24 protein-coding genes are annotated in these 21,316 nt (G+C 61.1%); 8 read left to right on the forward strand and 16 right to left on the reverse strand.

The features are described 5' to 3' along the window. Positions 1-69 precede the first annotated feature (69 nt). Positions 70-1,323: a DEAD/DEAH box helicase gene (locus O0882_RS00340; protein WP_289944367.1), complete on the reverse strand. Its 1,254-nt coding sequence runs from the start codon at positions 1,321-1,323 to the stop codon at positions 70-72. A gap of 79 nt (positions 1,324-1,402) precedes the next feature. After that, positions 1,403-2,461: a DUF4105 domain-containing protein gene (locus O0882_RS00345; RefSeq protein WP_289944369.1), complete on the reverse strand. Its 1,059-nt coding sequence runs from the start codon at positions 2,459-2,461 to the stop codon at positions 1,403-1,405. 72 nt (positions 2,462-2,533) lie between these two features. Here O0882_RS00345 and O0882_RS00350 point away from each other — a divergent pair, with 72 nt between their 5' ends. The 5 genes from O0882_RS00350 to motA all read left to right on the forward strand — a co-directional run bounded on the left by O0882_RS00350 (position 2,534) and on the right by motA (position 5,337). Beyond that, positions 2,534-3,055 carry a hypothetical protein gene (locus O0882_RS00350; protein ID WP_289944371.1) on the forward strand — a complete coding sequence of 174 codons (522 nt, stop codon included), beginning with the start codon at positions 2,534-2,536 and terminating at the stop codon, positions 3,053-3,055. Positions 3,056-3,082: 27 nt separating this feature from the next. Then, positions 3,083-3,787 carry a hypothetical protein gene (locus tag O0882_RS00355; protein ID WP_289944372.1) on the forward strand — a complete coding sequence of 235 codons (705 nt, stop codon included), beginning with the start codon at positions 3,083-3,085 and terminating at the stop codon, positions 3,785-3,787. A gap of 41 nt (positions 3,788-3,828) precedes the next feature. Next, complete coding sequence (locus tag O0882_RS00360; protein ID WP_289944374.1) at positions 3,829-4,185, forward strand: glyoxalase superfamily protein; 357 nt, start codon at positions 3,829-3,831, stop codon at positions 4,183-4,185. Positions 4,186-4,296: 111 nt separating this feature from the next. Continuing rightward, positions 4,297-4,431, forward strand: coding sequence for a hypothetical protein (locus O0882_RS00365; protein WP_289944376.1), 135 nt, complete (start codon positions 4,297-4,299; stop codon positions 4,429-4,431). Positions 4,432-4,473: 42 nt separating this feature from the next. Further along, positions 4,474-5,337 (forward strand): flagellar motor stator protein MotA, encoded by an 864-nt coding sequence (gene motA / locus O0882_RS00370; protein WP_071076441.1) that lies wholly within the window; start codon positions 4,474-4,476, stop codon positions 5,335-5,337. Positions 5,338-5,364: 27 nt separating this feature from the next. Here motA and O0882_RS00375 read toward each other — a convergent pair whose 3' ends face one another. Then, the gene (locus O0882_RS00375; RefSeq protein ID WP_289944379.1) at positions 5,365-5,763 is read right to left on the reverse strand and encodes a VOC family protein; all 399 of its coding nucleotides are present in this window, start codon (positions 5,761-5,763) and stop codon (positions 5,365-5,367) included. 177 nt (positions 5,764-5,940) lie between these two features. Next, positions 5,941-6,534: a TetR/AcrR family transcriptional regulator gene (locus tag O0882_RS00380; protein WP_289944381.1), complete on the reverse strand. Its 594-nt coding sequence runs from the start codon at positions 6,532-6,534 to the stop codon at positions 5,941-5,943. Positions 6,535-6,699: 165 nt separating this feature from the next. Between O0882_RS00380 and O0882_RS00385 the strand changes: the two genes are divergently transcribed. Continuing rightward, complete coding sequence (locus O0882_RS00385; RefSeq protein WP_289944384.1) at positions 6,700-7,923, forward strand: MFS transporter; 1,224 nt, start codon at positions 6,700-6,702, stop codon at positions 7,921-7,923. 664 nt (positions 7,924-8,587) lie between these two features. Here O0882_RS00385 and O0882_RS00390 read toward each other — a convergent pair. The 5 genes from O0882_RS00390 to O0882_RS00410 form a co-directional block, all read right to left on the reverse strand. Further along, positions 8,588-8,857: a hypothetical protein gene (locus O0882_RS00390; RefSeq protein WP_289944388.1), complete on the reverse strand. Its 270-nt coding sequence runs from the start codon at positions 8,855-8,857 to the stop codon at positions 8,588-8,590. Between the two features lie 108 nt (positions 8,858-8,965). Further along, positions 8,966-9,367: a hypothetical protein gene (locus O0882_RS00395; RefSeq protein ID WP_289944389.1), complete on the reverse strand. Its 402-nt coding sequence runs from the start codon at positions 9,365-9,367 to the stop codon at positions 8,966-8,968. 81 nt (positions 9,368-9,448) lie between these two features. Continuing rightward, the gene (locus O0882_RS00400) at positions 9,449-9,835 is read right to left on the reverse strand and encodes a hypothetical protein (protein ID WP_289944391.1); all 387 of its coding nucleotides are present in this window, start codon (positions 9,833-9,835) and stop codon (positions 9,449-9,451) included. A 171-nt stretch (positions 9,836-10,006) separates the two neighbouring features. Then, positions 10,007-11,824, reverse strand: coding sequence for a DUF4153 domain-containing protein (locus tag O0882_RS00405; protein ID WP_289944394.1), 1,818 nt, complete (start codon positions 11,822-11,824; stop codon positions 10,007-10,009). 102 nt (positions 11,825-11,926) lie between these two features. After that, entirely contained in the window at positions 11,927-12,364 is a 438-nt protein-coding gene (locus O0882_RS00410) for a hypothetical protein (RefSeq protein WP_289944396.1), read from the reverse strand. A gap of 80 nt (positions 12,365-12,444) precedes the next feature. Here O0882_RS00410 and O0882_RS00415 point away from each other — a divergent pair, with 80 nt between their 5' ends. After that, the gene (locus tag O0882_RS00415; RefSeq protein ID WP_289944399.1) at positions 12,445-12,840 is read left to right on the forward strand and encodes a MerR family transcriptional regulator; all 396 of its coding nucleotides are present in this window, start codon (positions 12,445-12,447) and stop codon (positions 12,838-12,840) included. A 52-nt stretch (positions 12,841-12,892) separates the two neighbouring features. Here the strand turns inward: O0882_RS00415 and O0882_RS00420 are convergent, their stop codons facing one another. The 3 genes from O0882_RS00420 to O0882_RS00430 form a co-directional block, all read right to left on the reverse strand. Beyond that, positions 12,893-13,534 (reverse strand): choice-of-anchor C family protein, encoded by a 642-nt coding sequence (locus O0882_RS00420; RefSeq protein WP_289944401.1) that lies wholly within the window; start codon positions 13,532-13,534, stop codon positions 12,893-12,895. A 151-nt stretch (positions 13,535-13,685) separates the two neighbouring features. Further along, positions 13,686-14,180, reverse strand: a complete 495-nt coding sequence (gene rraA, locus O0882_RS00425; protein WP_289944402.1) for a ribonuclease E activity regulator RraA — start codon at positions 14,178-14,180, stop codon at positions 13,686-13,688. Positions 14,181-14,212: 32 nt separating this feature from the next. After that, positions 14,213-15,463, reverse strand: coding sequence for an MFS transporter (locus O0882_RS00430; protein WP_289944404.1), 1,251 nt, complete (start codon positions 15,461-15,463; stop codon positions 14,213-14,215). A gap of 175 nt (positions 15,464-15,638) precedes the next feature. Here O0882_RS00430 and O0882_RS00435 point away from each other — a divergent pair, with 175 nt between their 5' ends. After that, positions 15,639-16,364 (forward strand): helix-turn-helix transcriptional regulator, encoded by a 726-nt coding sequence (locus tag O0882_RS00435; protein WP_354670248.1) that lies wholly within the window; start codon positions 15,639-15,641, stop codon positions 16,362-16,364. Between the two features lie 23 nt (positions 16,365-16,387). Here O0882_RS00435 and fliD read toward each other — a convergent pair whose 3' ends face one another. The 4 genes from fliD to alr all read right to left on the reverse strand — a co-directional run bounded on the left by fliD (position 16,388) and on the right by alr (position 21,144). Further along, the gene (gene fliD, locus O0882_RS00440; RefSeq protein ID WP_289944407.1) at positions 16,388-17,773 is read right to left on the reverse strand and encodes a flagellar filament capping protein FliD; all 1,386 of its coding nucleotides are present in this window, start codon (positions 17,771-17,773) and stop codon (positions 16,388-16,390) included. A gap of 231 nt (positions 17,774-18,004) precedes the next feature. Continuing rightward, on the reverse strand, positions 18,005-18,325 hold the full coding sequence (locus tag O0882_RS00445; RefSeq protein ID WP_289944409.1) for a PilZ domain-containing protein: 321 nt from the start codon (positions 18,323-18,325) through the stop codon (positions 18,005-18,007). Between the two features lie 261 nt (positions 18,326-18,586). Further along, on the reverse strand, positions 18,587-19,963 hold the full coding sequence (gene radA / locus O0882_RS00450; protein WP_096236532.1) for a DNA repair protein RadA: 1,377 nt from the start codon (positions 19,961-19,963) through the stop codon (positions 18,587-18,589). 74 nt (positions 19,964-20,037) lie between these two features. After that, the gene (alr, locus tag O0882_RS00455; RefSeq protein WP_289944412.1) at positions 20,038-21,144 is read right to left on the reverse strand and encodes an alanine racemase; all 1,107 of its coding nucleotides are present in this window, start codon (positions 21,142-21,144) and stop codon (positions 20,038-20,040) included. Between the last annotated feature and the right edge of the window lie 172 nt (positions 21,145-21,316).

A 21,316-nucleotide genomic window follows, 5' to 3' on the forward strand; every position in this document is an offset into this window, starting at 1 on the left:
GCCTTATAGAAACACAATCTTAATCCGGGAAACCTGGCCGTTCAAGCGGCCAGCGCACATAAGGCCGATTTAATTGCCCCCCGCCGCTTTGGCAGCCGCTTCGCGCAATTTATCCTTTTTGCTTTTGCGCGCGCCCTTCACGCCGCCGTTCACCGTATCGGTAACGGGATGCACGGGCGCGGGCAGTTCCGTCGGTTCGAAACCAGCCACCACTTCGCGCACGATGCGCAAGTCGTTGCGGTTTTCGATCAGGCGGAAATGCGCTTCCGTATCGGCCGTGACGAAACTGATGGCCGTGCCGCTTTCGCCGGCGCGGCCCGTGCGGCCGATGCGGTGCGTGTAGTCGACGGCCGAACGGGGCAAGTCGTAATTGACGACGGCCGGCAAGCCGGCGATGTCGATGCCGCGCGCGGCCACGTCGGTGGCGACCAGCACCTGCAAGCGCCCCGCCTTGAAGTCGGCCAGCAGCTGACTGCGCGTGCCCTGGCTGAATTCGCCGTGGAAGGCGCCCACATGCAGGCCCGCGCGCTGCAGCTTGTCGGCCACGTGTTCGGCCGCGTACTTGGTGGCGACGAACACCAGCACCCGATCCCACTGCTGCTGCAGGATCAGGTAGCGCAGCAGCTGCGTGCGGCGCGGCACGTCGACCGTGATGGCGCGCTGCACGATGTCGGGCTTGTCCTGCGGTTCGGACGCCACTTCGATGCGCACGGGCTCCTTGAGCAGGCTGTCGGCCAGCGCCTGCACGCTGTCGGGGAAGGTGGCGGAAAAGAACAGGTTTTGCCGCTTGCCCGGCAGCAGCGCCAGGATGGCGTTGATTTCTTCGCTAAAACCCATGTCGAGCAAACGGTCCGCTTCATCCAGCACGCACAGCGACACGCCGCCCAGTTTCACGGCATTTTGCCGCACCAGGTCCAGCAAGCGGCCCGGCGTGGCGACGACGATATCGGCGCCGCCGCGCAAGTCCATCATCTGCGGATTGATCGAGACGCCGCCGAACAGCACGGAAATCTTCAGTTTGATCGGCAGCGGCTTGGCCAGCGCGTGCACCGTCTGTCCCACCTGCGCCGCCAGCTCGCGCGTGGGCACGAGGATCAGCGCGCGCACCTGGCGCGGGCCGGAAACGGGCGCCATCAGCGCCTGCAGCAGCGGCAGCGCGTAGGCGGCCGTCTTGCCGGAACCCGTCTGCGCCGCGCCCAGCACGTCACTGCCGCGCAAGATGGCGGGAATGGCGGCCGCCTGGATGGCCGTCGGCGCGGCATAGCCGGCCTTGTCGACGGCACGGACCAGGGCGGGAATCAGACCCAGTGAGGAAAATGGCATAGCGGGCCTTCTTTATTCGTAAAGTGAGACCGGCCGCGAAAGGCGGCCGGTCGGAATTGCGACAGTATAAGGCAGACCGCTACTGGCGTGGCATTTGCAGCGTCGGATGGCCCGTTTCATCGTAGCCCGGCATGCCGCGGCGGATCGCATGCGAAAAGTCCGCGTCGTCATTCGCCGCCCGCGCGCGCGCCGTGACGTGGCCCCCTGTACGCAGCTGCTGGAAGCTCTGGCCGGGCACCAGGCCCTTGACGTCGAACAGATAGCGGTCCAGGTAGCCCGAGGCCATCAGCCGGTAGTCGAACGGCAGGCCCGGCACGATGCGGCGCACCATCTCGAAGACGATGGTGGTGCAGTTGGCCGTCAGGGTGTTGTAGAACTGCGGCTTGGCCTTCAGCGCCTGCGCTTCGTCCAGGTAGGCCAGGAACAGCGAGCGCATGGCCGCTTTCGGCATCATCACGCGGTACAGATGCATGTCCTCGCCGCGCGCATTCGTGCGCACGCGCAGGATGTCGCGCTCGTCGGCGGCGATCAGGCTCATCTCGAAATGCTTGAAGAAGCCGCCGATGGCGGAAAAGCTCTCGCCCTTTTCCTTGCGGATCTCGATGGAAAACGTCAAAAAGCGCCCGTCGGCAAAACCGAAGGAAATCAAGGTATGCGCGATGTAAGGGCCCGTCCAGTACGACAGCGCCGTGTCCACCGTGCGCAGCTCGTCGAGGTCGTAGCTGCGCTGCTCCCACTTGACCGTGTAGTCATCGTCGCTGCGCCAGTCGAAATTGCGCACATTGTCCAGCGTGACGCGATTGCCCGTCACCGTGCCCGTGACATTGCGCGCCACGTCGTCGGCCCACACGCGCTGCTGTTTCGGCGTAATCAGACTCCACCACAGGAGCAGCAGGATAAAACCGGCCGCATACGGCAGCAGCACGCGCACATCGCCGCGCGTCCACCACAGCACGACGCTGGCCACGCCCAGCGCGCCCCACAGCAGCGCGCCGATGGCTTGCGCGGCCGTGCCGCCGGACAGCTGGTACCACAGCGCCAGCGCGCCCCACAGTGCAGTCAACAGAAGAATCAGGGAAACGGCCATTTTGCCGAGGGTGGCCAGCACGGAGCGGGCACGCAGTGATAAGAAAGTCATGCCTCAATTATAGGGGCAAGTGACGATGTGCCAGTATTTCGGGCGTGCCTGCCTATCTTGGGACAGGCCACGATGTTATTTGGATGGCATAATGATTTCTTTTGCAATCAATTCTGCCTGCGTATGCAACTCCATGGTTTTTCCATCGTCAAAGGTTTAACTAAAATCTTGCTTGAAGGGCAAGAACTTGACCTGCACAACGATTACGAATTCACGCAGATCGACTACCGCATCGCTGCACGGCAGCTGCAACTGCATTGGGTACGCAGTGCCGGCGACTGGGTCAGGCCATCCATGCCCCCGGCGCTGACACTGGTGTGCGCAGGCGTGCAGGTGCTGAAAATCCGGGAATCCGGCGAAGATGAGCATGTTGACGGGGAGAAATGCCTGTCCTCCATCGGCTTCATGTGGAATGCCATGCGCGATGACATGGACGGCGTCGCATCGCATGAGGCGAGCCAAGGCTGCACGGATCTCGCGTTGATTTTCATGAGTGACCTGAGCATCAAGATTGCCGCCGCCGAGGCACGCATCCTTGTTGGCGCAGGGCCGGCCAATCAGGCCGCATCCATCGCAGCAGAGCAACAACTATAACAAGCACAACAACATTCAGGTGACACTTTGCAGCATCAAACGCTCTACGCCCTCGCGGGCAGCCTCAACTCCCTCTTCATCGTCGTCAGCTTGTACGGCCTGTGGTCACAACTGCAAAAGATCTGGCAGCGCAAGCACGACGCCAGGGTCGGCGCCGGCCAGACGACGGACATCCTGTCGCTCAACCAGTTCAGCGTCAGCTTCCTTGCGTATTGCGCGTTCTTCGTCTACGGCTATTCGATCACGCCGTTCAACCATTACATCGTCTGGCCCCGCTTGATCGCTTCGCTGATCGCGCTGGCCATCCTGTATGAAATCGACCGTGACCGCCGCAGCCTGGCATCACGCAATGCGCTGCTGGCCTGCGCGCTGCTGCTGTGCGCGGGGGTGGCGGGGCTGGCGTTCGGCCCCACCTTCACCGACGAGAAACGCGTAATCTCGCAAAGCCTGATCGTCGCCGTCACCGTGCTGCTGGCGCAGGGCTATGCGCACCAGATCCGATTGATCTGGCGCTCGGGCAAGACGGGCGCCGTGTCGCTGAAAATGAGCCAGTTCATCCTGGCGATGGATATCAGCACCATCTTCTTTGCCTGCGTCATGGGGCTGAAAACCGGCTGGCCCCTGCTGCTGCTGGCCTGCGTCAGCGCCACGACCAAGCTGATCATCATGTGGCTGTTCCGCTGGGAGAAGATCAGTTCCGCCGCGCGGATCAAACGGCAAGCGCCGGCCTGAGGCTAGAATGGCGGGATCGCCACCATATTGAAAGCGCCGCCATGCATGCTCCCATTCCCATCCTGCGCAGCTTTTCCGAAGAAAAAGCGCGTGAGTTCTACCTCGATTTCCTCGGTTTTACCCTGGACTGGGAACACCGCTTCGTGCCCACCGCGCCGCTGTACCTGCAGGTGACGCGGGGCGAGCTGGTGCTGCACCTGTCCGAACATTACGGCGACGCCACGCCCGGTGCGGCGCTGCTGATCCCCGTCGACGACGTCGCCGCCCTGCACGCGGAGCTGCAGGCCAGGGATTACCCGTATGCGCGGCCCGGCATCCGCGACGAGGACTGGGGCCGCATCCTGGAAGTGGCGGACCCGTTCGGCAACCGGCTGCGCTTCTGGCAGCGCAGCGAATAGCGGTTACTGCCCGCTCAAGGCGCACATCTCCGCAGACAGGTTCGCTTTGCCCTCGAAGCCGATGCCGACCAGGTCCGGGGACGACTCATTGCCTCCCAGGCCCGCCGCGATATGTCACGGGCGCCTGCCAACCTGTACGCCTGCTACCCGAGCCGCCACCAGTTGCCCGCCAAAGTGCGCGCTTTTATCAATTTTCTCGGCCAGCAGTTGCAGCCGGAAGCGGCCACGGCGGCGGAATCAGGTTAAACTACAATATTGCGATATGGCAATATTATGAAGGAGTAAGTTTTGCTAGTCATCCTCGGATTTCTCGTCGTGCTGTTTTCCGTCTTCGGCGGCTTCGCCATGCAGGGCGGCCACCTGGCGGCCCTGTTCCAGCCGCTGGAACTGCTGATGATCGGCGGCGCCGCGCTGGGCACCTTCTTTGTCGGCAACGACGCCAAGGCCATCCGCGCCACGTTCGCCGCCCTGCCCACCCTGTTCCACGGTTCGCAGTACACGAAAGCGCGCTATATGGAACTGATGGGACTGATGTATGAAATCCTCAGCAAGATCCGCAAGGAAGGCTTGATGTCGGTCGAGGATGATATCGACGATCCCTACCGCAGCGCCATCTTCGTGAAATATCCGTACACGCTCGGCGACGAGCACATCCTGGAATTCATCACCGATTATTTGCGCCTGATGGTGTCGGGCAATATGGACGCTTACCAGATCGAAAACCTGATGGATAACGAGATCGAGACGCACCATGAAGATGCGGAAATGCCGATCCAGACGATTTCGCAGCTGGCCGACGCCATGCCCGCCTTCGGCATCGTGGCCGCCGTGATGGGCGTGGTGCATACCATGGCGTCCGTCGGCTTGCCGCCGGCCGAGCTGGGCGTGCTGATCGCGCAGGCGCTGGTGGGCACCTTCATCGGCATCTTGCTGGCCTACGGCTTCATCGCCCCGCTGGCCAGCTTGCTGCGCCGCAAGCACCATGAAACGGCAAAGATGTACCAGTGCGTAAAGGTGACCCTGCTGGCCAGCCTGAACGGCTATGCGCCAGCGCTGGCCGTGGAATTCGGCCGCAAGGTCATTTCCGCCACGGAACGCCCCTCGTTCAGCGAACTGGAAAACCACGTGCGCCAGGTGCGCACGAAGAACTGATACGGCCAGTTTCACTTGCCCGGCGCGTCAGGCTTCCGGCGCCGTCCATACCAGGTTCCACAGATGTCCATCGATATCCTCGAAGCCTTGGTCATACATGAAGCCATGGTCCTCGGGCGGATGCGGTATGCGGCCACCAGCGGCAGCTGCCTTGGCGATCAGGCTGTCCACCTCTTCCCGGCTTTCGCAACTGAGGCAAATGACGACTTCATTGGCTTGCCTGGCATTCGCCACCGGCTTGTCGATCAGGGACTGGAAGAACGGTTCCGTCGTCAGCATGGCCTGAATGGTGTCGTCGACGATGTTCATGAACGCCGCGCTCTCGCCGCTGAAGCGGTGATTGAAGGAAAAGCCGAGAGCGGAAAAGAAGGCCTTGGATGTATCCAGGTCCTTCACGGGCAGGTTGAGGATGATCTGTTTGTTCATGGCGCTTCCCTGGGTTCGGTGGAATGGGCAACCGGTGCGTCACCCCTGTGACGGGTGAGGCACACAAAATTGACACGCTGGCGAAAAAAACGTTCCTCTATCTAATATATCAATAAAAGTGACGGGCACGTGATCGATGGCATGCATGCAAGCTTGGCGCGATGACCTTGTAACGTTTCACGAAGACCTGTTAAGCAACAGCCCGCGTAGTAGCAATTCCAAGGCAGCAACTCCCTCGATCAATCGCGCCGTGCCTTCGTCACCGTCTGCGATCCAGAACGCCGCTTCTGCCAGACTGCCGTAAATCAGCGAAGCCAGTGCCCGTGGGCTGGCGTCAGCCACGATGCCTTGCTGAATCAGCTCCTGGATAATGCCCTGCATCGACGCGACGCAATGGCGCTGCGAGTCTGGTGAGGCACCACCCAGGACCGCCCTGGCATCGCGCAAGACGATGCGCTGAATTTCCGGCTCCAGGGCCATCTCCAGATAGGCACGGCAGCGACTGCGAAAACCGTCCCACAGATCGTCGGCGCTTTCGGAGATGGTTCGCAGGCGGTCATCCATTTCCGCGTCGATCTGTTCCACCACCGCGAGCAGCAAGCCCTGCTTGTCGCCAAAGTGGTGATACAGCGCACCACGCGTCAGCCCTGCCTGCGCGGTGAGGTCATCCATTGATGTGTCGGCATAACCGCGCTCGCTGAACACTTTGCGAGCAGTGGCCAGCAACGATGCACGGGTTTCTTCCATTTCGGCACGGGTGCGGCGAACCATTGCTTTCTCCTTACATACGTAGCGCATGATTGTTTACATACAGTGCGTATGAATATATACTTATTCATACGTGATGTATGTATTATCACTGTGACGTGTCTCCATTGCAAGCTGGGCATGCCAGCACAAACCATTTATCGCATGATCGAATGAAGGATATGACCCATGAGTACGTCTCCCTGCGCCGCAACAGAAACCGCTGTCCGTCACCCGTGGCTGGCGGTCACCGCCATAGGCATGGCCACCTTCTCGGTCGTGACGACGGAAATGCTCCCGGTCGGCCTGTTGACGCCGATTGCTGACACGCTGGACACCTCCACCGGAACCGCCGGCCTGATGATCTCGCTGCCAGCAATACTGGCGGCCTTGTTCGCTCCGCTGCTGGTGATCGCATCGGGAAGCCTGGACCGGCGCAAAATTCTCTGTGGTTTGCTGAGTCTGTTAGTGATCGCGAACATTGCCTCGGCATTGGCACAAAACATGGCGTGGATGCTGGCTGCACGTGTACTCGTCGGTTTTTGCATGGGCGGAATCTGGGCCATTGCCGGTGGCCTGGCTTCCCGCCTTGTTCCTGCTCCCTCAATCGGTCTGGCAACGTCGATTATCTTCGGCGGAGTAGCGATCGCTTCTGTGCTGGGCGTACCGCTTGGCGCACAAATCGGCGACTTTGCAGGATGGCGCTGGGCCTTTGGCGCCATGGCGCTGTTTAGCGGCCTGGTACTGGCGCTGCATCTGGCTGTCATTCCTGCCCTGCCCGCTGCCGGTTCGGCGACCTTGCGCCAATTCGGCAAGCAATTGCGCAACCGGCAATTGCAAGCGGGGCTGCTTCTGACCCTGTTGCTGGTGACGAGCCATTTCGTGGCCTTCACCTTTGTGCGTCCGTTGTTGCTGTCAGTGTCGGGGTTTGATGCGCAATGGCTGGGCGCACTGCTGTTTTTCTATGGCTTCGCAGGCATCATTGGAAACTTCCTGGCCGGTGCCGTTGCGGTGCGGCGCACGGCGCCCACCATCATCGCTATCTCGAGTGGCTTGCTGCTCACGCCGCTACTCTTCCTGGCGGTCGGCGACTCCAGCATCGGCGGCGGCGTGGTGTTGCTGGCCTGGGGACTAGCCTACGGTGGTGTATCGGTCGGCCTGATGACCTTGATGATGAAGGCGGCGCCCCGGGCCGTGGAGATAGTCGCCGCGCTGTATGTGGGCGTATTCAATGTTGCCATTGCGCTCGGGGCATGGGCCGGTGGACAGGCCGTCGACGGGCTGGGCCTCTGCTCCAACCTCTGGCTCGCCGCAGGATTCGCCGCTGCTGCCTTGCTGCTGTCGTTCAGGATCAGCTTTGTTGAACACGCAATGAAGGCTGCCGGCAAGCAGCTTGGCTCGACAACGGATTGACGCAATACAGTCTGTCATGAAAGCTTCTGGCCGATTGCCTCCGGCCAACAACTTGAGCGGCCCCGAAACGGGCGACTACCACGATTATTGCGGACTTCACCGTCCACCATCGTCACACTGCACAGCTCATTGCAGTTTCTTGGTGGATTGCAAATTGGGTTCAGGCGAGTCTAATTGTAAGTTCAAAAGCGCTTCCGCATTGGGTGGGATACCATCCTTGCGTCAATGCTTGCCGAATAGCGTGCTCCACGACTGAGGGAGTAATGGCACGCGCGTCAAAACCCAGCCAATTATCCGGCCGTGCAATATCTGTTTTCACCAGGAGCGTGGTTCGGCCATCGCTTTCAGATTCAACGGAAAAAGACAAACCAGTCCTCGCCTGGGCCTGTATGTATGTTGGTCGCCGCCTGACTGACCATCGATATGATATAAAATCGACAATAATTCGACGGCTTCCTTTGCTTGCGATGGACATTACATTACCTATGGTTCAGTGGCAGGTTCCGCCCCTAAGCGGAAGTTCGGTTAGCTGAATCTGAAATTCACCCGCACATTTTCCGGGGGCATTTACTACCCCAAGTTTTCCGCATCCAGTTTCGGCAAAGGTTGGGACCAAAAAAGTGCCATATGCATGTTTTTTTGTTCACGATGAGCACTAACATTTCTAGCCACGAATTCCATCTTCAAAATGGTAGTGCTCTTGGCTAGCGCATGTAAATCTCTGTTCAAATTCCGGAGTAAATTCGTGCTCCTTCATCGGTGTAAAGAAGTCATTCTTAATTGCCCAGTCGTACATCCCAAAGTTCACTGGATATTTTGTTAAAACGCCTGTCAATTTTTTTGATTCTATCCACAGAATGGCCTGGTCTTTATCTGAGAAGACTCCTGATGCGAATTTCCCTCCGGAGCCGGAAAATATCCAAACCTCGTTCATCCGTTGTTCCTTGTGTGAAAAAGACTAAATTTAAGTGTTACCTTGAGCAGCTGCTTTTGGCCGATTCCCGTCGTTGCCAGGTTCTGCCCCAAAGCAGACGTAATCGCGTCACCACCATTTGCCGAACTTGTTGAGCGCAGAATGCAGCGCAAGCATTGACCCGGCATTGATCTTCAGACGAATTGCGATGCTGTCGCCATCTTGTGACTGCCTTTCCGAACGAGGATTGATCGTTAGATACTCCTGAGATGAATGCCGTTCGAAGTGAAGTATTGGGTACTCGCTCATATCATGCAGTCCCGCACCGCCGCCGTCACGGAGTTCACTTTCGAATTGAACGAGGGCGTCATACTCAAACCAAAGGTGCTCGGCAGTCCAGTTGAAACTCTGGCTACCGCTTGAATACTCAACTTCAAGCCGGACCTGGACGCCAGGATCTATCGGGTCTACTTCTGAAAACCAAAGCTGGAACTTGAGTGGTCCTTCGACGAAAGCTACGTCAGCAGCCATCTGAATCCTTTCTTGGGTGTGGTTCGCAATGGCCGCTCCTGGCCGATTGTTACCACCAAATAATGGATCTTCCCCACAAACTTACGCGCATCCAAACGTTTCTAGGGAGCCAGCGAGTTTGTAGTCGGTAAGTCCATAAAGTTTCTTTAGTAATGCATCGATCGCTTGAAATAGCATGTCAGGGTCAGCTGACTTGTACTGAACACATGCCAGCCGGCCGGGCGACCAATCGATGATCTGTGCAGGCTGAAGTACTGCAAAAACGTCGGTGATGAGTGAGACCGGTGAAGAATTTTCCGTATAAGAGAAATCCATGTAGTCGCCGTAGATCAGTAACCATACGTCAGGACGCCCCACAACGCTTAGTCTCGCGTAAAACTCCTTTGATGGAAGCTCACTATGGAGATTTTGGCTGCCAAAGACTCCCTGCAAGATCCGGCGAAGTTCTTCTTTTGATTCCTCTTGCATTGCTAATCCTACTCAGCTGATGAATGACTTTAATGCGCTGCATCTCGCATGTTTACACGACCGTGTGCTTCTGGCTGCCAGCGGACGGTCGAAATAACTGAACGCGCAAAGTTACTGCCTTCATGGCAAGCAAGAGGGTTTATCAGCCGCGCCAAGTCTTCTCCCTGCCATTTACTGGCCTGGCGCCGTCTCATCCGGGCAGCTGACCTCGTCCTCTGGCGTATATAAAGTCATCGGCACGCGCTGGCCATCGACTTCCAGCTCGCGCACTTTCGGCGGCACCAGCTGGAACTCGCCCGCCTGCAATTTCTCGCGCAGCGGCTTGCAGCGCAGGGCGTCCATGGGGATTTGCCCGCGCGCAGTCCAGCTGCCGTCTTCCTTTTCCGCCAGCAACACCGACGAGGCGCGCGGGTCATTGCTGATCAGCAGCACGTCCTCTTTGCCATCGCCGTCAAAATCGAGCAGGTAGGCGTCGCACTGTGGCCCTGCCCGCTTCAAGCAGGCGGGCAGGCGCCAGGCCGGGCTCACTTGTGTCCAGTCCTGGCGCAGGAAACTGTCCGGCAATTTCGCCGTGGCCGGGCGCAGGGTCAGGTTGATCGACACGTCGCTCAGCGCGCCCGTCTCGTCGAGGCGGTTCTGGCGCTTGAGCATGGCCTCGGCGCGGGCCCGCACGATGGCCGCATCCGGCCCCGTCGTGCGTTTCGTCAATTCCTGCAGGGCCGCCTGGCCATAGCGCGCGCCCTGGAAGCGCAGGTATTCGAAATCGAACTTGTCCACGCTCACTTTACCGCTGTCCAGGCGCGCCATCTGGCTGGCCACGGAGATGCGCGCCGGGTCCGCCAGCGGCGAGAACAGCGCGAACAGCACCAGCAGGGTGACAAAGGCGGTGGCCACGTTGACATTGGCGATCAGGTGCAGCCAGTCGCCATACTTGCTGGCCGCCCAGGCGTAGCCGGCGGCGTAGCAGGTGGCAACCAGCAGGCAGGCGGCGGCGATCAGGCGGTCGGCCGTCCAGCCATGCGACATCACGCGCAGGGTCAGTGCATAGATGGCGATGCCCACCACCCACGGCAGCAGCAGACAGGCCAGGCGCGTGCCCAGGCGGATGCCGCGCGCCACGCCATGGCCCACTTCGCCATTCTGGAAGGCGGCATTGATCAGCACCACCAGCACGCCGGCCATGCCCAGCAGCACGGATGCCGCATGGCGCGTGGCCCACAGGCGCTCGAAGCCGATGAATGGCAGGGTCAGCAGGAAACCGGAGACGAGCACGGCGGCGATCGGCATCAGCCACGACAACAGCACCAGCAGCAAGGTGCGGATGCCGCGCACGATGGATGGGCGCACGTCGGTGATATGGATGGCGAACGAGAATGCAAAGCAGATGACGGGAATCACGAACCAGGCCTGGCCCAGCAACTTTTTCAGGAAACTGAGCTTGATCAGCAGGAACAACTGCCCGCCCAGCCACAGCACCAGCCACAGGCCCAGCACGAACAGCAGGGAAAACAGCAGCTGGATGCCCAGCTTCCAGGCGATTTCAAAATACGTGGGATAGCGGGCGATGCGCTGGCCATCCTGGGCGCTGGCCAGCACCAGCGCGTGGGCGATATAGAAACCGACCACGCAAAAACCGAACAGCTGGGCGGAAATGACGCGCAGCGGCGCGCCCGGCTTGTAATTGCCCCAGATCACGTGTTCCGCGCCGCGCGCCACGTCATGCCAGGCCAGCACGGCCAGCACGGCGGCAGCACCCGCCATCCACAGGCCGATGCGCTTCGCCGGCATATGGCCCAGGCTGGAGACCAGCAAAATGGGCAACAGCAGGCTGATCAGCATCAATGGGCCCAGCAGGTAGGCTTCCGTGGCGGGCCACACCTTGTCTTGCGCCGTGCTGTACAGCCAGTACAGCAACAAGCCTTGCAGCAGGCCCGTCACCAGGCGCGTCACCGCGATGCGCGGCGCCACCACCGGATCGAGCAACGCCATGTTTTTTCCTGCGGCATCCTGCTGCATAGTTATTCCCTAAATAGTCGTTCATTGCAGTCATTGCTGCACTGCGAGCACGGCCATTATTGCATTTCGTTATCGTCATCTCAACAGCGATTCGTGCGGCGCCCCTTCCCGCGCGCCTACGCCGGAGTGCAATGTCAGGCTTTGCGCCAGGCCCCAGGCAAGTTCCGGCACGATGAACAGCCAAAGCACGGGCTGGCCCGTGACCAGCAGCGCCCACGCCATCCAGGTGGAAAACAGGTAGCGCGCCGCCGCGTCATAGCGGCCGAAGCGCGGCTGCGGGTTCAGCATGCGCAGCACCGACCAGACCATCACCACGCTGCCAAACAAGCTGCTGATGAGCAGATGAAACGGTCCGAAAACGGGCAGCGGCACGCCGCCCAGACCCACGTTGAGGGCGCTCAAGTGCTCGCGCAGGAGCAAAAACGTCCACGGCGTGGTAAACGGGGCCGTCATGAGCACATCATAAATGGCGCTGGCGCGCACCAGGCGGCGGAAAGCGGAAACGGACAACATGGCAACTCCTGTCGATGGAAAGTGTCCATGATCAAGGCTGGAGTACACTCCATGGTCAAGCATTTTATGAAAGACAACCCATGCAGATCGGCGAGATGGCGCAGGCGACGGGCTTGAGCCGCGATACCCTGCGCTTTTATGAAAAGCGGGGCTTGCTGCGCGCGCGGCGCGGCGCGAATGGCTACCGCGACTACCCGCCCGAGGCGGCCGACTGGCTGCGCTACCTGCGCACGGCGCAGCAGCTGGGCTTTACGCTGGCCGAAATCGAAGCGGACATGCCGCTGCTGGCGGCCGCCGGCGATCCCGCCACGGCGGAACTGCTGCGTGCGGCGCTGGCGCGCAAGCTGGGTGAAATCGATGCGCGCATCGCGGGATTGACGCAGTTGCGCGGCGAATTGGCGCGACGGCTGGAGCCGGAGGCGGCGGCGTGTCCGTTACGGGGAGAGGCCGATGCAGCGCAACTCAACCTGGCGTAAAAAAACCGCCTGTGCATGGCAGCAGGCGGTTTGATCTCGGACACAACCAGGCTTACTTGGCGGCCTTGCGGCGGCGCAGGAAACCCATCAGGCCCAGGCCAGCGAGCAGCATGGCGTAGGTTTCCGGTTCCGGCACGGCGGCCATCACGGACACGTTGTCGATCACGGCGCCCGAGTATTTGTCGAATGGCGTGCCGGCCTTGGCGGCGCTGGCAAACGACAGGGTCGCCAAGCCGGTGGTGGCAGCCGTGAAGCTCAGGGTATTGCTGTACAAGGTGTTCGAAGCGGCAGCCGTCGAGTAGAAATTGCCTGCCACGCCACCGAAGCTGACCGCCACGCCCTGGCCTGCGGGGCCGCCGGAATTGCGCGCCATGTCAAAGCTCAGGTTATACGTCTGGCCGGCAACGACACTGAAACTTTGCGAGAGGAAACCCGGACCAGGTGTGCCCAGCATATCGATGCTGTAGCCATTGATGGCATTGTAGGCATTGCGGATCAGGTCGACGGAACTGGCGCCCACGGTCCAGCCCGTTAAGGCCGACGAACCGCTGTCGATGACTTTAAAACCGCTGTCGAAGGTGTAGCCGGAAGCGACTGCTTCAAAATTGCCGTTCGTGATCAGGTTGACGGGACTGGCGCTGGCGGTGCCTGCTGCAAACAGAGCGACAACTGCCGCGATGGTGGCGATTTTCATGAGCTGATTTCCTTGCCTTGTTGATATTAAAGTTACCTTAAGTGAAATCATATCTCAGCAATGATAAAAATCAAAGAACTTTGCAAAAAAATATTTAACGTGGACAATATGCAACGTCTTCTGGCGCACTCCCCTCCCGGCGGAGAATAGTTCAATCGAGTTCCTGCCGCGCCACCAGGATGCCGTCCGCATCGGCGTAGATCCAGTCGCCCGGATGCACGGCCACGCCGCTGAGCTGCACGCGCACGTCGCGCTGGCCGGCGCCCGTCTTGTTGCTCTTGCGCGGATGCGTGGCCAGCGCGCGTACGCCGATCTGGCAGACATTGATTTCCTCGCTGTCACGGATGCAGCCATCGACGACGATGCCGGCCCAGCCGTTGCTTTCGGCCAGCACGCCCAGCTGGCCGCCCACCAGCGCGCGGCGCAGACTGCCGCCGCCATCGATCACCAGCACATGGCCGTGGCCCGGCGTTTCCAGGGTGCTGCGCACGAGGGCATTGTCTTCGAACACTTGCAAGGTGGTGGCCGGGCCGCTGAAGCGCACGCGCTGGCCGAAAGCGCGGTACAGGGGCGGCAGCACGGCCAGGGTGCCATCGTCCAGCATGGCCGCATGGTCGTCGCACAGATCGGTGGTGGCAAAGGTCATGGGAACTCCTTGAGTGGCAGATGGCAACGATTCTATGCCTTTTGCAGCGCCGCGGCGCGTGTTTTACCGCCCACGCCCACGGCCGTGGCAATCGCCAGCGCCTGGAATACGCCGATGAAGACAAACAGCAAGGCCGGATGGTCGCCATCCATCAGCGCGCCAAAGAACAGGGGCCCCACGGCCAGGCCGCTGTCGAGGCCCGAATACACGACGCCATACACGCGCCCCGTGGCATTCTTCGGTGCCGCCGCGCGTATCATCAGGTCGCGCGATGGTCCCGCCACGCCCGACGTCAGGCCGATGGCGCCCATCAGCAGCACCGCGCCCCAGGCCGGCACGACGGCCATGGCCAGCAGCACGGCCAGCAGCGCGGCGGCGGAAAAGGCGATCGCCACGTTGCGGTCCGGCTGCTTGCTGCGCGCGCCCACCACGCCGCCGGCCAGCATGCCCACGGCCGAGGCCAGCATGTAGGCCGTGTAGGCGCTGGTGGCCAGCGCCAGGCTCATGCCGTACAGCTTGACCAGCGCCACGCTGGCAAAGCTCTGGATGCCCCCCAGGGCGATGGCGGTAATGAAGAAGAAGGCAAAACACATCCACACGGCCGGCAAACGCAAAAAGTCCAGCGTGCCTTCGCCGCCGCCCGCCTGGCCCGGCACGGCCTTTTTCAACGGCTCGGGACGGATGGCGTGGCGGTTCAAAAACAGGATCAGCAGCACGCCAAACGGCAGCACGGCCGCGCACTGCAGCGCGATTCTCCAGTCATACTGGGTGGCAACATACGTCATGAACAGGGGCGCCAGGGCCCAGCCGATGTTGCCGCTGATGCCATGCACGGAAAAACCGTAGGCCACGCGGGCCGCCGAGACGCGCTGGTTGAGGATCGTATAGTCGGCCGGATGGAACACGCTGTTACCCATGCCGGCCAGCATGGCGCCCAGCATCAGCGCCGCATAGCTGTGCGCGGTGGACAGGGCCAGCGCCGACACGCCCAGCAGAAAAATGCCGGAAAACAGCACGGCACGGGCACCGAAACGGTCGACGACAAAGCCGGCCAGCGCCTGCCCCACGCCCGAAATGATGAAAAACACCGTCATCAGCAAGCCCAGTTCCGCATACGACAGGCCGAAGGCGGGCTTCAGCCAGACGAACAGGGCCGCGAGGATCAGGTGGTAGAAGTGCGAAATGCCATGCGCCAGGCCCACCAGGGCGATGACGCGCGCGTCGCTGCGCAAGGTTGGCGGTGACTGCGGTGGTAAGTCTGTTGCCGAGTTAGTTGTTATCATGTCATACCATGTCTTATACTGGTGAAGCTCAAGTGTATGCAAAATACCATCGTCTGTTTTCCGACAGAACGACATAATTTATCGAATTAAGGCCAAGCTGATGGGTGTACCTATCCTCCACCATACCCGTATGTGTCCGCCAAGGGAGGCGCCCAGTGCGACCATCCCCGTGACCATGGTCGCACGCGACCTGCAACCCGATGAATTTTTATTACCGCACCGCCACCCCTGGGGCCAGGTCACCATGGCGCTCGAAGGCGTGCTGCGCATTACCGCCAACAACAGCAGCTGGGTGCTGCCGCCCATGCGCGCCATCTGGATCGCGCCGAACGTGGAGCATGCCGTCACGATACTGGAAAAAACCCGCTTGCGCCCCCTGTGCATCCATGCCGCGCGCGCGCCGTTCGCGGGCAGCGACTGCAAGGTGCTGGAAGTGTCGAACTTGCTGCGCCAGTTGATCATGGCGCTGGAGCAACTGGACCCGGGCCAGGAACCGGCGCGCGAGGCGCTGCTGGCCGAACTGATACTCGACGAGCTGAAACGCTCGGACACGCGTCCCATCCGTGTGCCCTTGCCCAGCGACAAGCGCCTGAAGACCCTGTGCGACAGCCTGATCGACAAGCCCGGCTTGAACCAGACGCTGGAACACTGGGCGCAGCAGGTCGGCGCCTCGGAGCGTACCCTGGCGCGGCTGTTCGAACGGGAATTGGGCATGAGTTTTGGCCAGTGGCGCCAGCAGGTGCGCCTGGCGCACGCGGCGCCCCTGATCGCGCGCGGCGTGCCGCTGTCGCAGGTGGCCGAAGAACTGGGCTACGCCAGCCAGTCGGCCTTTTCCGCCATGTTCAAGAAGACCTTCGGCAGTTCGCCATCGGCCTTCTTTGCGCAGGGCGACAGGGGCTAGGCAGGACGCGAGCGCGCCGGGCCTTAAGCCATGAAGTCAAATAAAGAGTTTTTGCCGGTGTAACCCGGCAAGGCCGAGTTAGTACCCATCTGTTCCTGGGCCGAATACGCCTTCACCAGCGCCTGCGCCTGCGCCGTCAATGCCTTGGCCAGCACAGCTTTCTTGTTGGTCAAGGTGGTGATGTCCTTGCCCACCGATTGCACTTCCTTGCGGATGATGCTCGTTTCGCCCGTCAGTTCACCGATCTTGCTGGAAAACTGGTCCGCCACGCCCTTGCCGTTATTCGTAAACAGCTTGCTGACGGCGTCCGGATCGGCGGCGATGGCGGCCTTGAGTTTTTTATCGTCGAGTACCAGCTCTCCGCTCTTGCCCAGGGTCACGCCAGCGCTGCCCAGGATGGAAGCGGGCACGCCCGTGCTGGCCGTGCGCAGCACTTGCTCCATCTGCGAGCGCACCTGGCCCAGGGCCGTGTCGGACTTCAAATCGCCCTGCTGCAGGCTCTGCAGCTTGCTGTTGAGTTCATTGTAGGCCGTGACGAAGCTGGCCACGTTGCTGGCGATCTGGCTGCTGTCCTTGGCGATGACGAGGTCCGTCGTGCCTGTTTTCTTCAATTCGATGGTGGCGCCCGCGACGGCAGTCGTCAGGGTATTCGTGGCGCTCTTGATGTCCTTGCCGTCGACGGTGAGCAGCGCATCCTGCGCGGCGGCCGTCTGCTGCAGGCCCTTGCCGGCACCGGGCGCATAGCTGAGCAGGTTGCTGACGGCCGCGTCGCCGGACACGCTGATGCGCATGCTGCTGTCGGCGCCGCTCTTGCCGTTCAGGGCCAGCGAATAGCCATCCGGGCCCTTCACCACGCTGGCGTCGATGCCCTGCTGCTTCAGCGCGGCGGCGATGCCATCGAGGCTATTGTTGCTGCTGTCAATCGTCAGCGAAATGATCTTGCCGCTGCCGGGCGTGAATTGCTTGCCGTCCGTGCCGCCCACTTCGATTTTGACCAGCGCCGGCGCGCCCGTGCCGATTGCCGCGCTCGAGGACTTTTGCGCGCCGCTGAGCAGGGTCTGCCCCTGCGCCAGCTGCTTGATGTTCATTTCGTGGCTGCCGCTGACAGCCTTGTCGGTGGTGGTGGCGCTCAACACATCCTTGGTGCTCGACGTGGCCGCCGTGGCCAGGCCGCTGCCGGCCATGTTCTTGGCCACGGTCTGGAATTTCGCCAGCGCCGATTGCAACTGGCCCAGGCCCGAGAATTTGGCCTGATCGCGCGCCAGGCTGGCGTTGAGCTTGACGACGCCCGTGTTCTGCGACTGCATCTGGCGCTCCACCTTCGCATACACATCGGCCGAGATATTGCCCTGCGTCGTCTGTTGCGTGTTGTTGGTGTAAGCCCTGCTGTTGATGGTCGAATTAAACATGGTAGGCATTCCCGTCGGGTGTAAGGTCATGGCACACGGTTCAGGTCATGACCGCGCGCTGCGCTGGAAACGGACATCAAGCGCGCGTGGCGCGGCAAGGTCCCTCTTCTGGTTGATAATTATGCAGTATTACCGGAATATCAAAACAGCGAACAGAACAAGTTTTTCCTGACTGCAAACCCATATGCACCATTTTAGCGCATTTCACCGGCAGCACTTCCCGGACGTGCCTCAGCGCATGAATTTCGAAATGGCGCTGCTGACAGCCATGTCCAGCTGAAGGAAAGTGAGTCCCACCTTGAAACCTGCACTGCTGAAAATGCAGTGTGAGACGGACACGCGCGCCTCGATAATGTGTGTCGAGCCATCGTAAAACAACTCGAACAGCACCTTGCCCTGCTTGCCTGTCGGCACCGGTTCCGCGATGACGGCCGCCATGCCGCCCGGCCCCACATCGAGGGTGCGCGCCGCCACAGGCCCCGCGCCATCCATTACCAACATTGCCTTGGCACGCAATATCTTGCGTGCGCCCTGCCTTTGCTCAACTGACACTGTATTCCGCTTCTCTAGCTATGCATTGTCGATGCGAACTCGCTGCGCGAATCCATCGGACAAATATTATAGTTCTAAACGGAAATTCCGTTTGACTTGTCTCAAGCTTGGCATTTACACCATACCAAGTTGAGCCCTGGAACACCGAACAAAACCGTAACGAGCGGCAGTGATTTGTGGCCGAGAAGCGCAACCGTACTTTAGTACGGTGAGCATCGCCGGCCGCAAAGCGCGACGCGCAGCAGGTTTGGTTCGGTGTTCTTACTCCAGATCGCGCAGTTTGTTGAACGCCTCGTCGATACGCTCGACGCCGATGACCTTGAGGCCTTCGATCGCTTGCTTGGGCAGGTTGGACTTGGGCACCACGGCCAGGGTAAAGCCCAGCTTGGCCGCTTCGCGCAAGCGTTCCTGGCCCCGTGGCGCAGGGCGGATTTCGCCGGCCAGGCCCACTTCGCCAAACACCACGAGTCCCCGCGGCAAGGGTTTGTTGCGCATCGACGAGTTAATCGCCAGCAACACGGCCAGATCGGCCGCCGGTTCCGTAATTTTGACGCCGCCGACGGCATTGATGAAGACGTCCTGGTCAAACGCGGCGATGCCCGCGTGGCGGTGCGCCACGGCCAGCAGCATGGCCAGGCGGTTCTGTTCCAGGCCGACAGACAGACGGCGCGCATTCGGCAAGTGGCTGGTATCGACCAGGGCCTGGATTTCCACCAGCAGCGGGCGCGTGCCTTCCTGCGTCACCATCACGCAGGAACCGGGCACCTGATTGTCGTGCTGCGACAGGAACAGGGCGGACGGGTTCGACACGCCCTTCAAGCCCTTTTCCGTCATGGCGAACACACCCAGTTCGTTGACTGCGCCGAAACGGTTCTTGATGGCGCGCACCAGACGGAAACTGGAATGGGCGTCGCCCTCGAAATACAGCACCGTGTCGACGATGTGTTCGAGCACGCGGGGGCCGGCCAGCGCGCCCTCTTTCGTCACGTGACCCACCAGGATGATGGTCACGCCCGTCTGCTTGGCTGCCCGCGTCAGCTGCGCCGCGCATTCGCGCACTTGCGCCACGGAACCGGGCGCCGAGCTGAGCGCGTCCGAATACACGGTCTGGATCGAATCGATCACCACCACTTCCGGCTTCAGGTCGGCCAGGGTGCCGAGGATTTTTTCCAGCTGGATCTCCGCCTGCAATTTGAGTTCCTTGGCATCAATGACGAGACGCTTGGCGCGCAGGGCGATCTGCGCACCGGACTCTTCACCACTGACATACAGCACGCGCTTGTGGTGCGACATGTTCGCCAGCGCCTGCAGCAGCAGGGTCGACTTGCCGATGCCGGGATCGCCGCCGATCAGCACCACGCCGCCCGCCACCATGCCGCCGCCCAGCACGCGGTCGAATTCCTCGATACCCGTGCCGAAGCGGGGCACGTCGATGGCGTCGATATCGTCGAGCGACAGCACGGGCGCCGTCTGCGCCAGCGACATGTGCTGCGGGTTCGAATAGCGGTTGTTGCCGCCCGTTTCGGGCAGGGTTTCCACCATGGTGTTCCACTGGTTGCACGAGGTGCATTGCCCCATCCATTTATTACTGATGGCGCCGCAATCGCTGCAGGTATAGATGGTCTTGACTTTTGCCATGGTGTACTTTGCTCAGGTAAAATGAAACAGCTGGTTATATATACAGTATATACAAACCGCGCTTCCGCGTCACCCTACGCTTCGTTCACCGGTACGCGCGGCGCCAGTGCGCACATCAGCTCGTAGCCGATGGTGCCGGCTGCCAGCGCCACTTCGTCGATCGGCATGCCCTGGCCCCACAAGGTGACGCTGCTGCCAACCCTGGCGCCGGGCACCTGCGTCAGGTCGACCATCAGCATGTCCATCGACACCCTGCCGATGAGCCCCGTGCGCACGCCGTCGACCAGCACGGGCGTGCCTTCGGGCGCATGGCGCGGATAGCCATCCGCATAGCCGCACGCCACCACGCCCACCTTGATATTGCCGGCCGCTTCGTAGCGGCTGCCGTAGCCCACCACTTCGCCGGCGGCGATATTCTGGATGCCGATGATGCTGCTGCGCAAGGTCATCGTGGGCAGCAAGCCGAACGCCTGCGCCGACGTGCCGCCGGGAGCGCCGCTGGGCGTGCCGCCATACAGCATGATGCCGGGGCGCACCCAGTCGCTGTCCAGCTGGTGCAGCAGCAAGCCGGCCGAATTGCACAGGCTGCGCGGCAAGGCCGTGCCTTCGCCGGCCGCACCTATGCTGGCCACGCCCGCTTCAAAACGCAGCATCTGCTGGGCCAGCGGCAAGCGCGTGGGCGCCGCCTCGTCCGCATTGGCGAAATGCGTCATCAGGGTGATCGTGCCGATATGCGGCATGGCGCGCAGGCGCGCATACGCAGCCGCCACGGCATCTGGCGTAAAGCCCAGGCGGTTCATGCCCGTATTCATTTTCAGGTGCACGTCGATGGCGTGCGGCAAGCGCGCCGCTGCCAGCATGGCGATCTGTTCTTCGCAATGTACGCTGCCATTCAAGCCATATTGCGCCATGACCGGCAAATCGCTGGCGTCGAAAAAGCCTTCCAGCAGCAAGATGGACTTGGTCCAGCCCAGGTCGCGCAAGCGCACGGCGTAATCGACCTCGACCAGCGCCAGGCCATCGGCGTCAGCAAAGCCCCGCATGGCCCGTTCCAGGCCGTGGCCATAGGCATTCGCCTTGACGACGGCCCACACCTTGGCGCCGCGGGCGCAGGCACGCGCGCGCGCCAGATTCTGTTGCATGGCATCCAGATGGATGGTGGCGATGAGGGGCCTGGGCATATGCGTCGTTCACGGCGGGTGGGAAAGCCGTATTTTACCGGATGCACAGTAAGCGGACACTGCAGACGCCCATGATCGTGTGCAGGGGACATCATTTACAAAATGCTCACATGTATGTGTATTTTTCTACGGCAGAAAAATTAAGCTTCGCTTAGGCAAGACTATGCAAAGC

The sequence above is a fragment of the Janthinobacterium sp. SUN073 genome, from assembly GCF_030397665.1.
In the GTDB taxonomy this organism is placed as follows: domain Bacteria; phylum Pseudomonadota; class Gammaproteobacteria; order Burkholderiales; family Burkholderiaceae_D; genus Janthinobacterium.

Coding starts and splice junctions, on each gene's coding strand:
- O0882_RS00435 (WP_354670248.1), top strand. CDS start 15,639: ATGGTCGCACGCGACCTGCAACCCGATGAATTTTTATTACCGCACCGC.
- O0882_RS00395 (WP_289944389.1), bottom strand. CDS start 9,367: ATGGCTGCTGACGTAGCTTTCGTCGAAGGACCACTCAAGTTCCAGCTT.
- O0882_RS00365 (WP_289944376.1), top strand. CDS start 4,297: ATGTCACGGGCGCCTGCCAACCTGTACGCCTGCTACCCGAGCCGCCAC.
- O0882_RS00430 (WP_289944404.1), bottom strand. CDS start 15,463: ATGATAACAACTAACTCGGCAACAGACTTACCACCGCAGTCACCGCCA.
- rraA (WP_289944402.1), bottom strand. CDS start 14,180: ATGACCTTTGCCACCACCGATCTGTGCGACGACCATGCGGCCATGCTG.
- O0882_RS00420 (WP_289944401.1), bottom strand. CDS start 13,534: ATGAAAATCGCCACCATCGCGGCAGTTGTCGCTCTGTTTGCAGCAGGC.
- O0882_RS00385 (WP_289944384.1), top strand. CDS start 6,700: ATGAGTACGTCTCCCTGCGCCGCAACAGAAACCGCTGTCCGTCACCCG.
- fliD (WP_289944407.1), bottom strand. CDS start 17,773: ATGTTTAATTCGACCATCAACAGCAGGGCTTACACCAACAACACGCAA.
- O0882_RS00360 (WP_289944374.1), top strand. CDS start 3,829: ATGCATGCTCCCATTCCCATCCTGCGCAGCTTTTCCGAAGAAAAAGCG.
- O0882_RS00400 (WP_289944391.1), bottom strand. CDS start 9,835: ATGCAAGAGGAATCAAAAGAAGAACTTCGCCGGATCTTGCAGGGAGTC.
- O0882_RS00340 (WP_289944367.1), bottom strand. CDS start 1,323: ATGCCATTTTCCTCACTGGGTCTGATTCCCGCCCTGGTCCGTGCCGTC.
- radA (WP_096236532.1), bottom strand. CDS start 19,963: ATGGCAAAAGTCAAGACCATCTATACCTGCAGCGATTGCGGCGCCATC.
- O0882_RS00415 (WP_289944399.1), top strand. CDS start 12,445: ATGCAGATCGGCGAGATGGCGCAGGCGACGGGCTTGAGCCGCGATACC.
- O0882_RS00405 (WP_289944394.1), bottom strand. CDS start 11,824: ATGGCGTTGCTCGATCCGGTGGTGGCGCCGCGCATCGCGGTGACGCGC.
- O0882_RS00345 (WP_289944369.1), bottom strand. CDS start 2,461: ATGACTTTCTTATCACTGCGTGCCCGCTCCGTGCTGGCCACCCTCGGC.
- alr (WP_289944412.1), bottom strand. CDS start 21,144: ATGCCCAGGCCCCTCATCGCCACCATCCATCTGGATGCCATGCAACAG.
- O0882_RS00410 (WP_289944396.1), bottom strand. CDS start 12,364: ATGTTGTCCGTTTCCGCTTTCCGCCGCCTGGTGCGCGCCAGCGCCATT.
- O0882_RS00375 (WP_289944379.1), bottom strand. CDS start 5,763: ATGAACAAACAGATCATCCTCAACCTGCCCGTGAAGGACCTGGATACA.
- O0882_RS00390 (WP_289944388.1), bottom strand. CDS start 8,857: ATGAACGAGGTTTGGATATTTTCCGGCTCCGGAGGGAAATTCGCATCA.
- O0882_RS00350 (WP_289944371.1), top strand. CDS start 2,534: ATGTTATTTGGATGGCATAATGATTTCTTTTGCAATCAATTCTGCCTG.
- O0882_RS00380 (WP_289944381.1), bottom strand. CDS start 6,534: ATGGTTCGCCGCACCCGTGCCGAAATGGAAGAAACCCGTGCATCGTTG.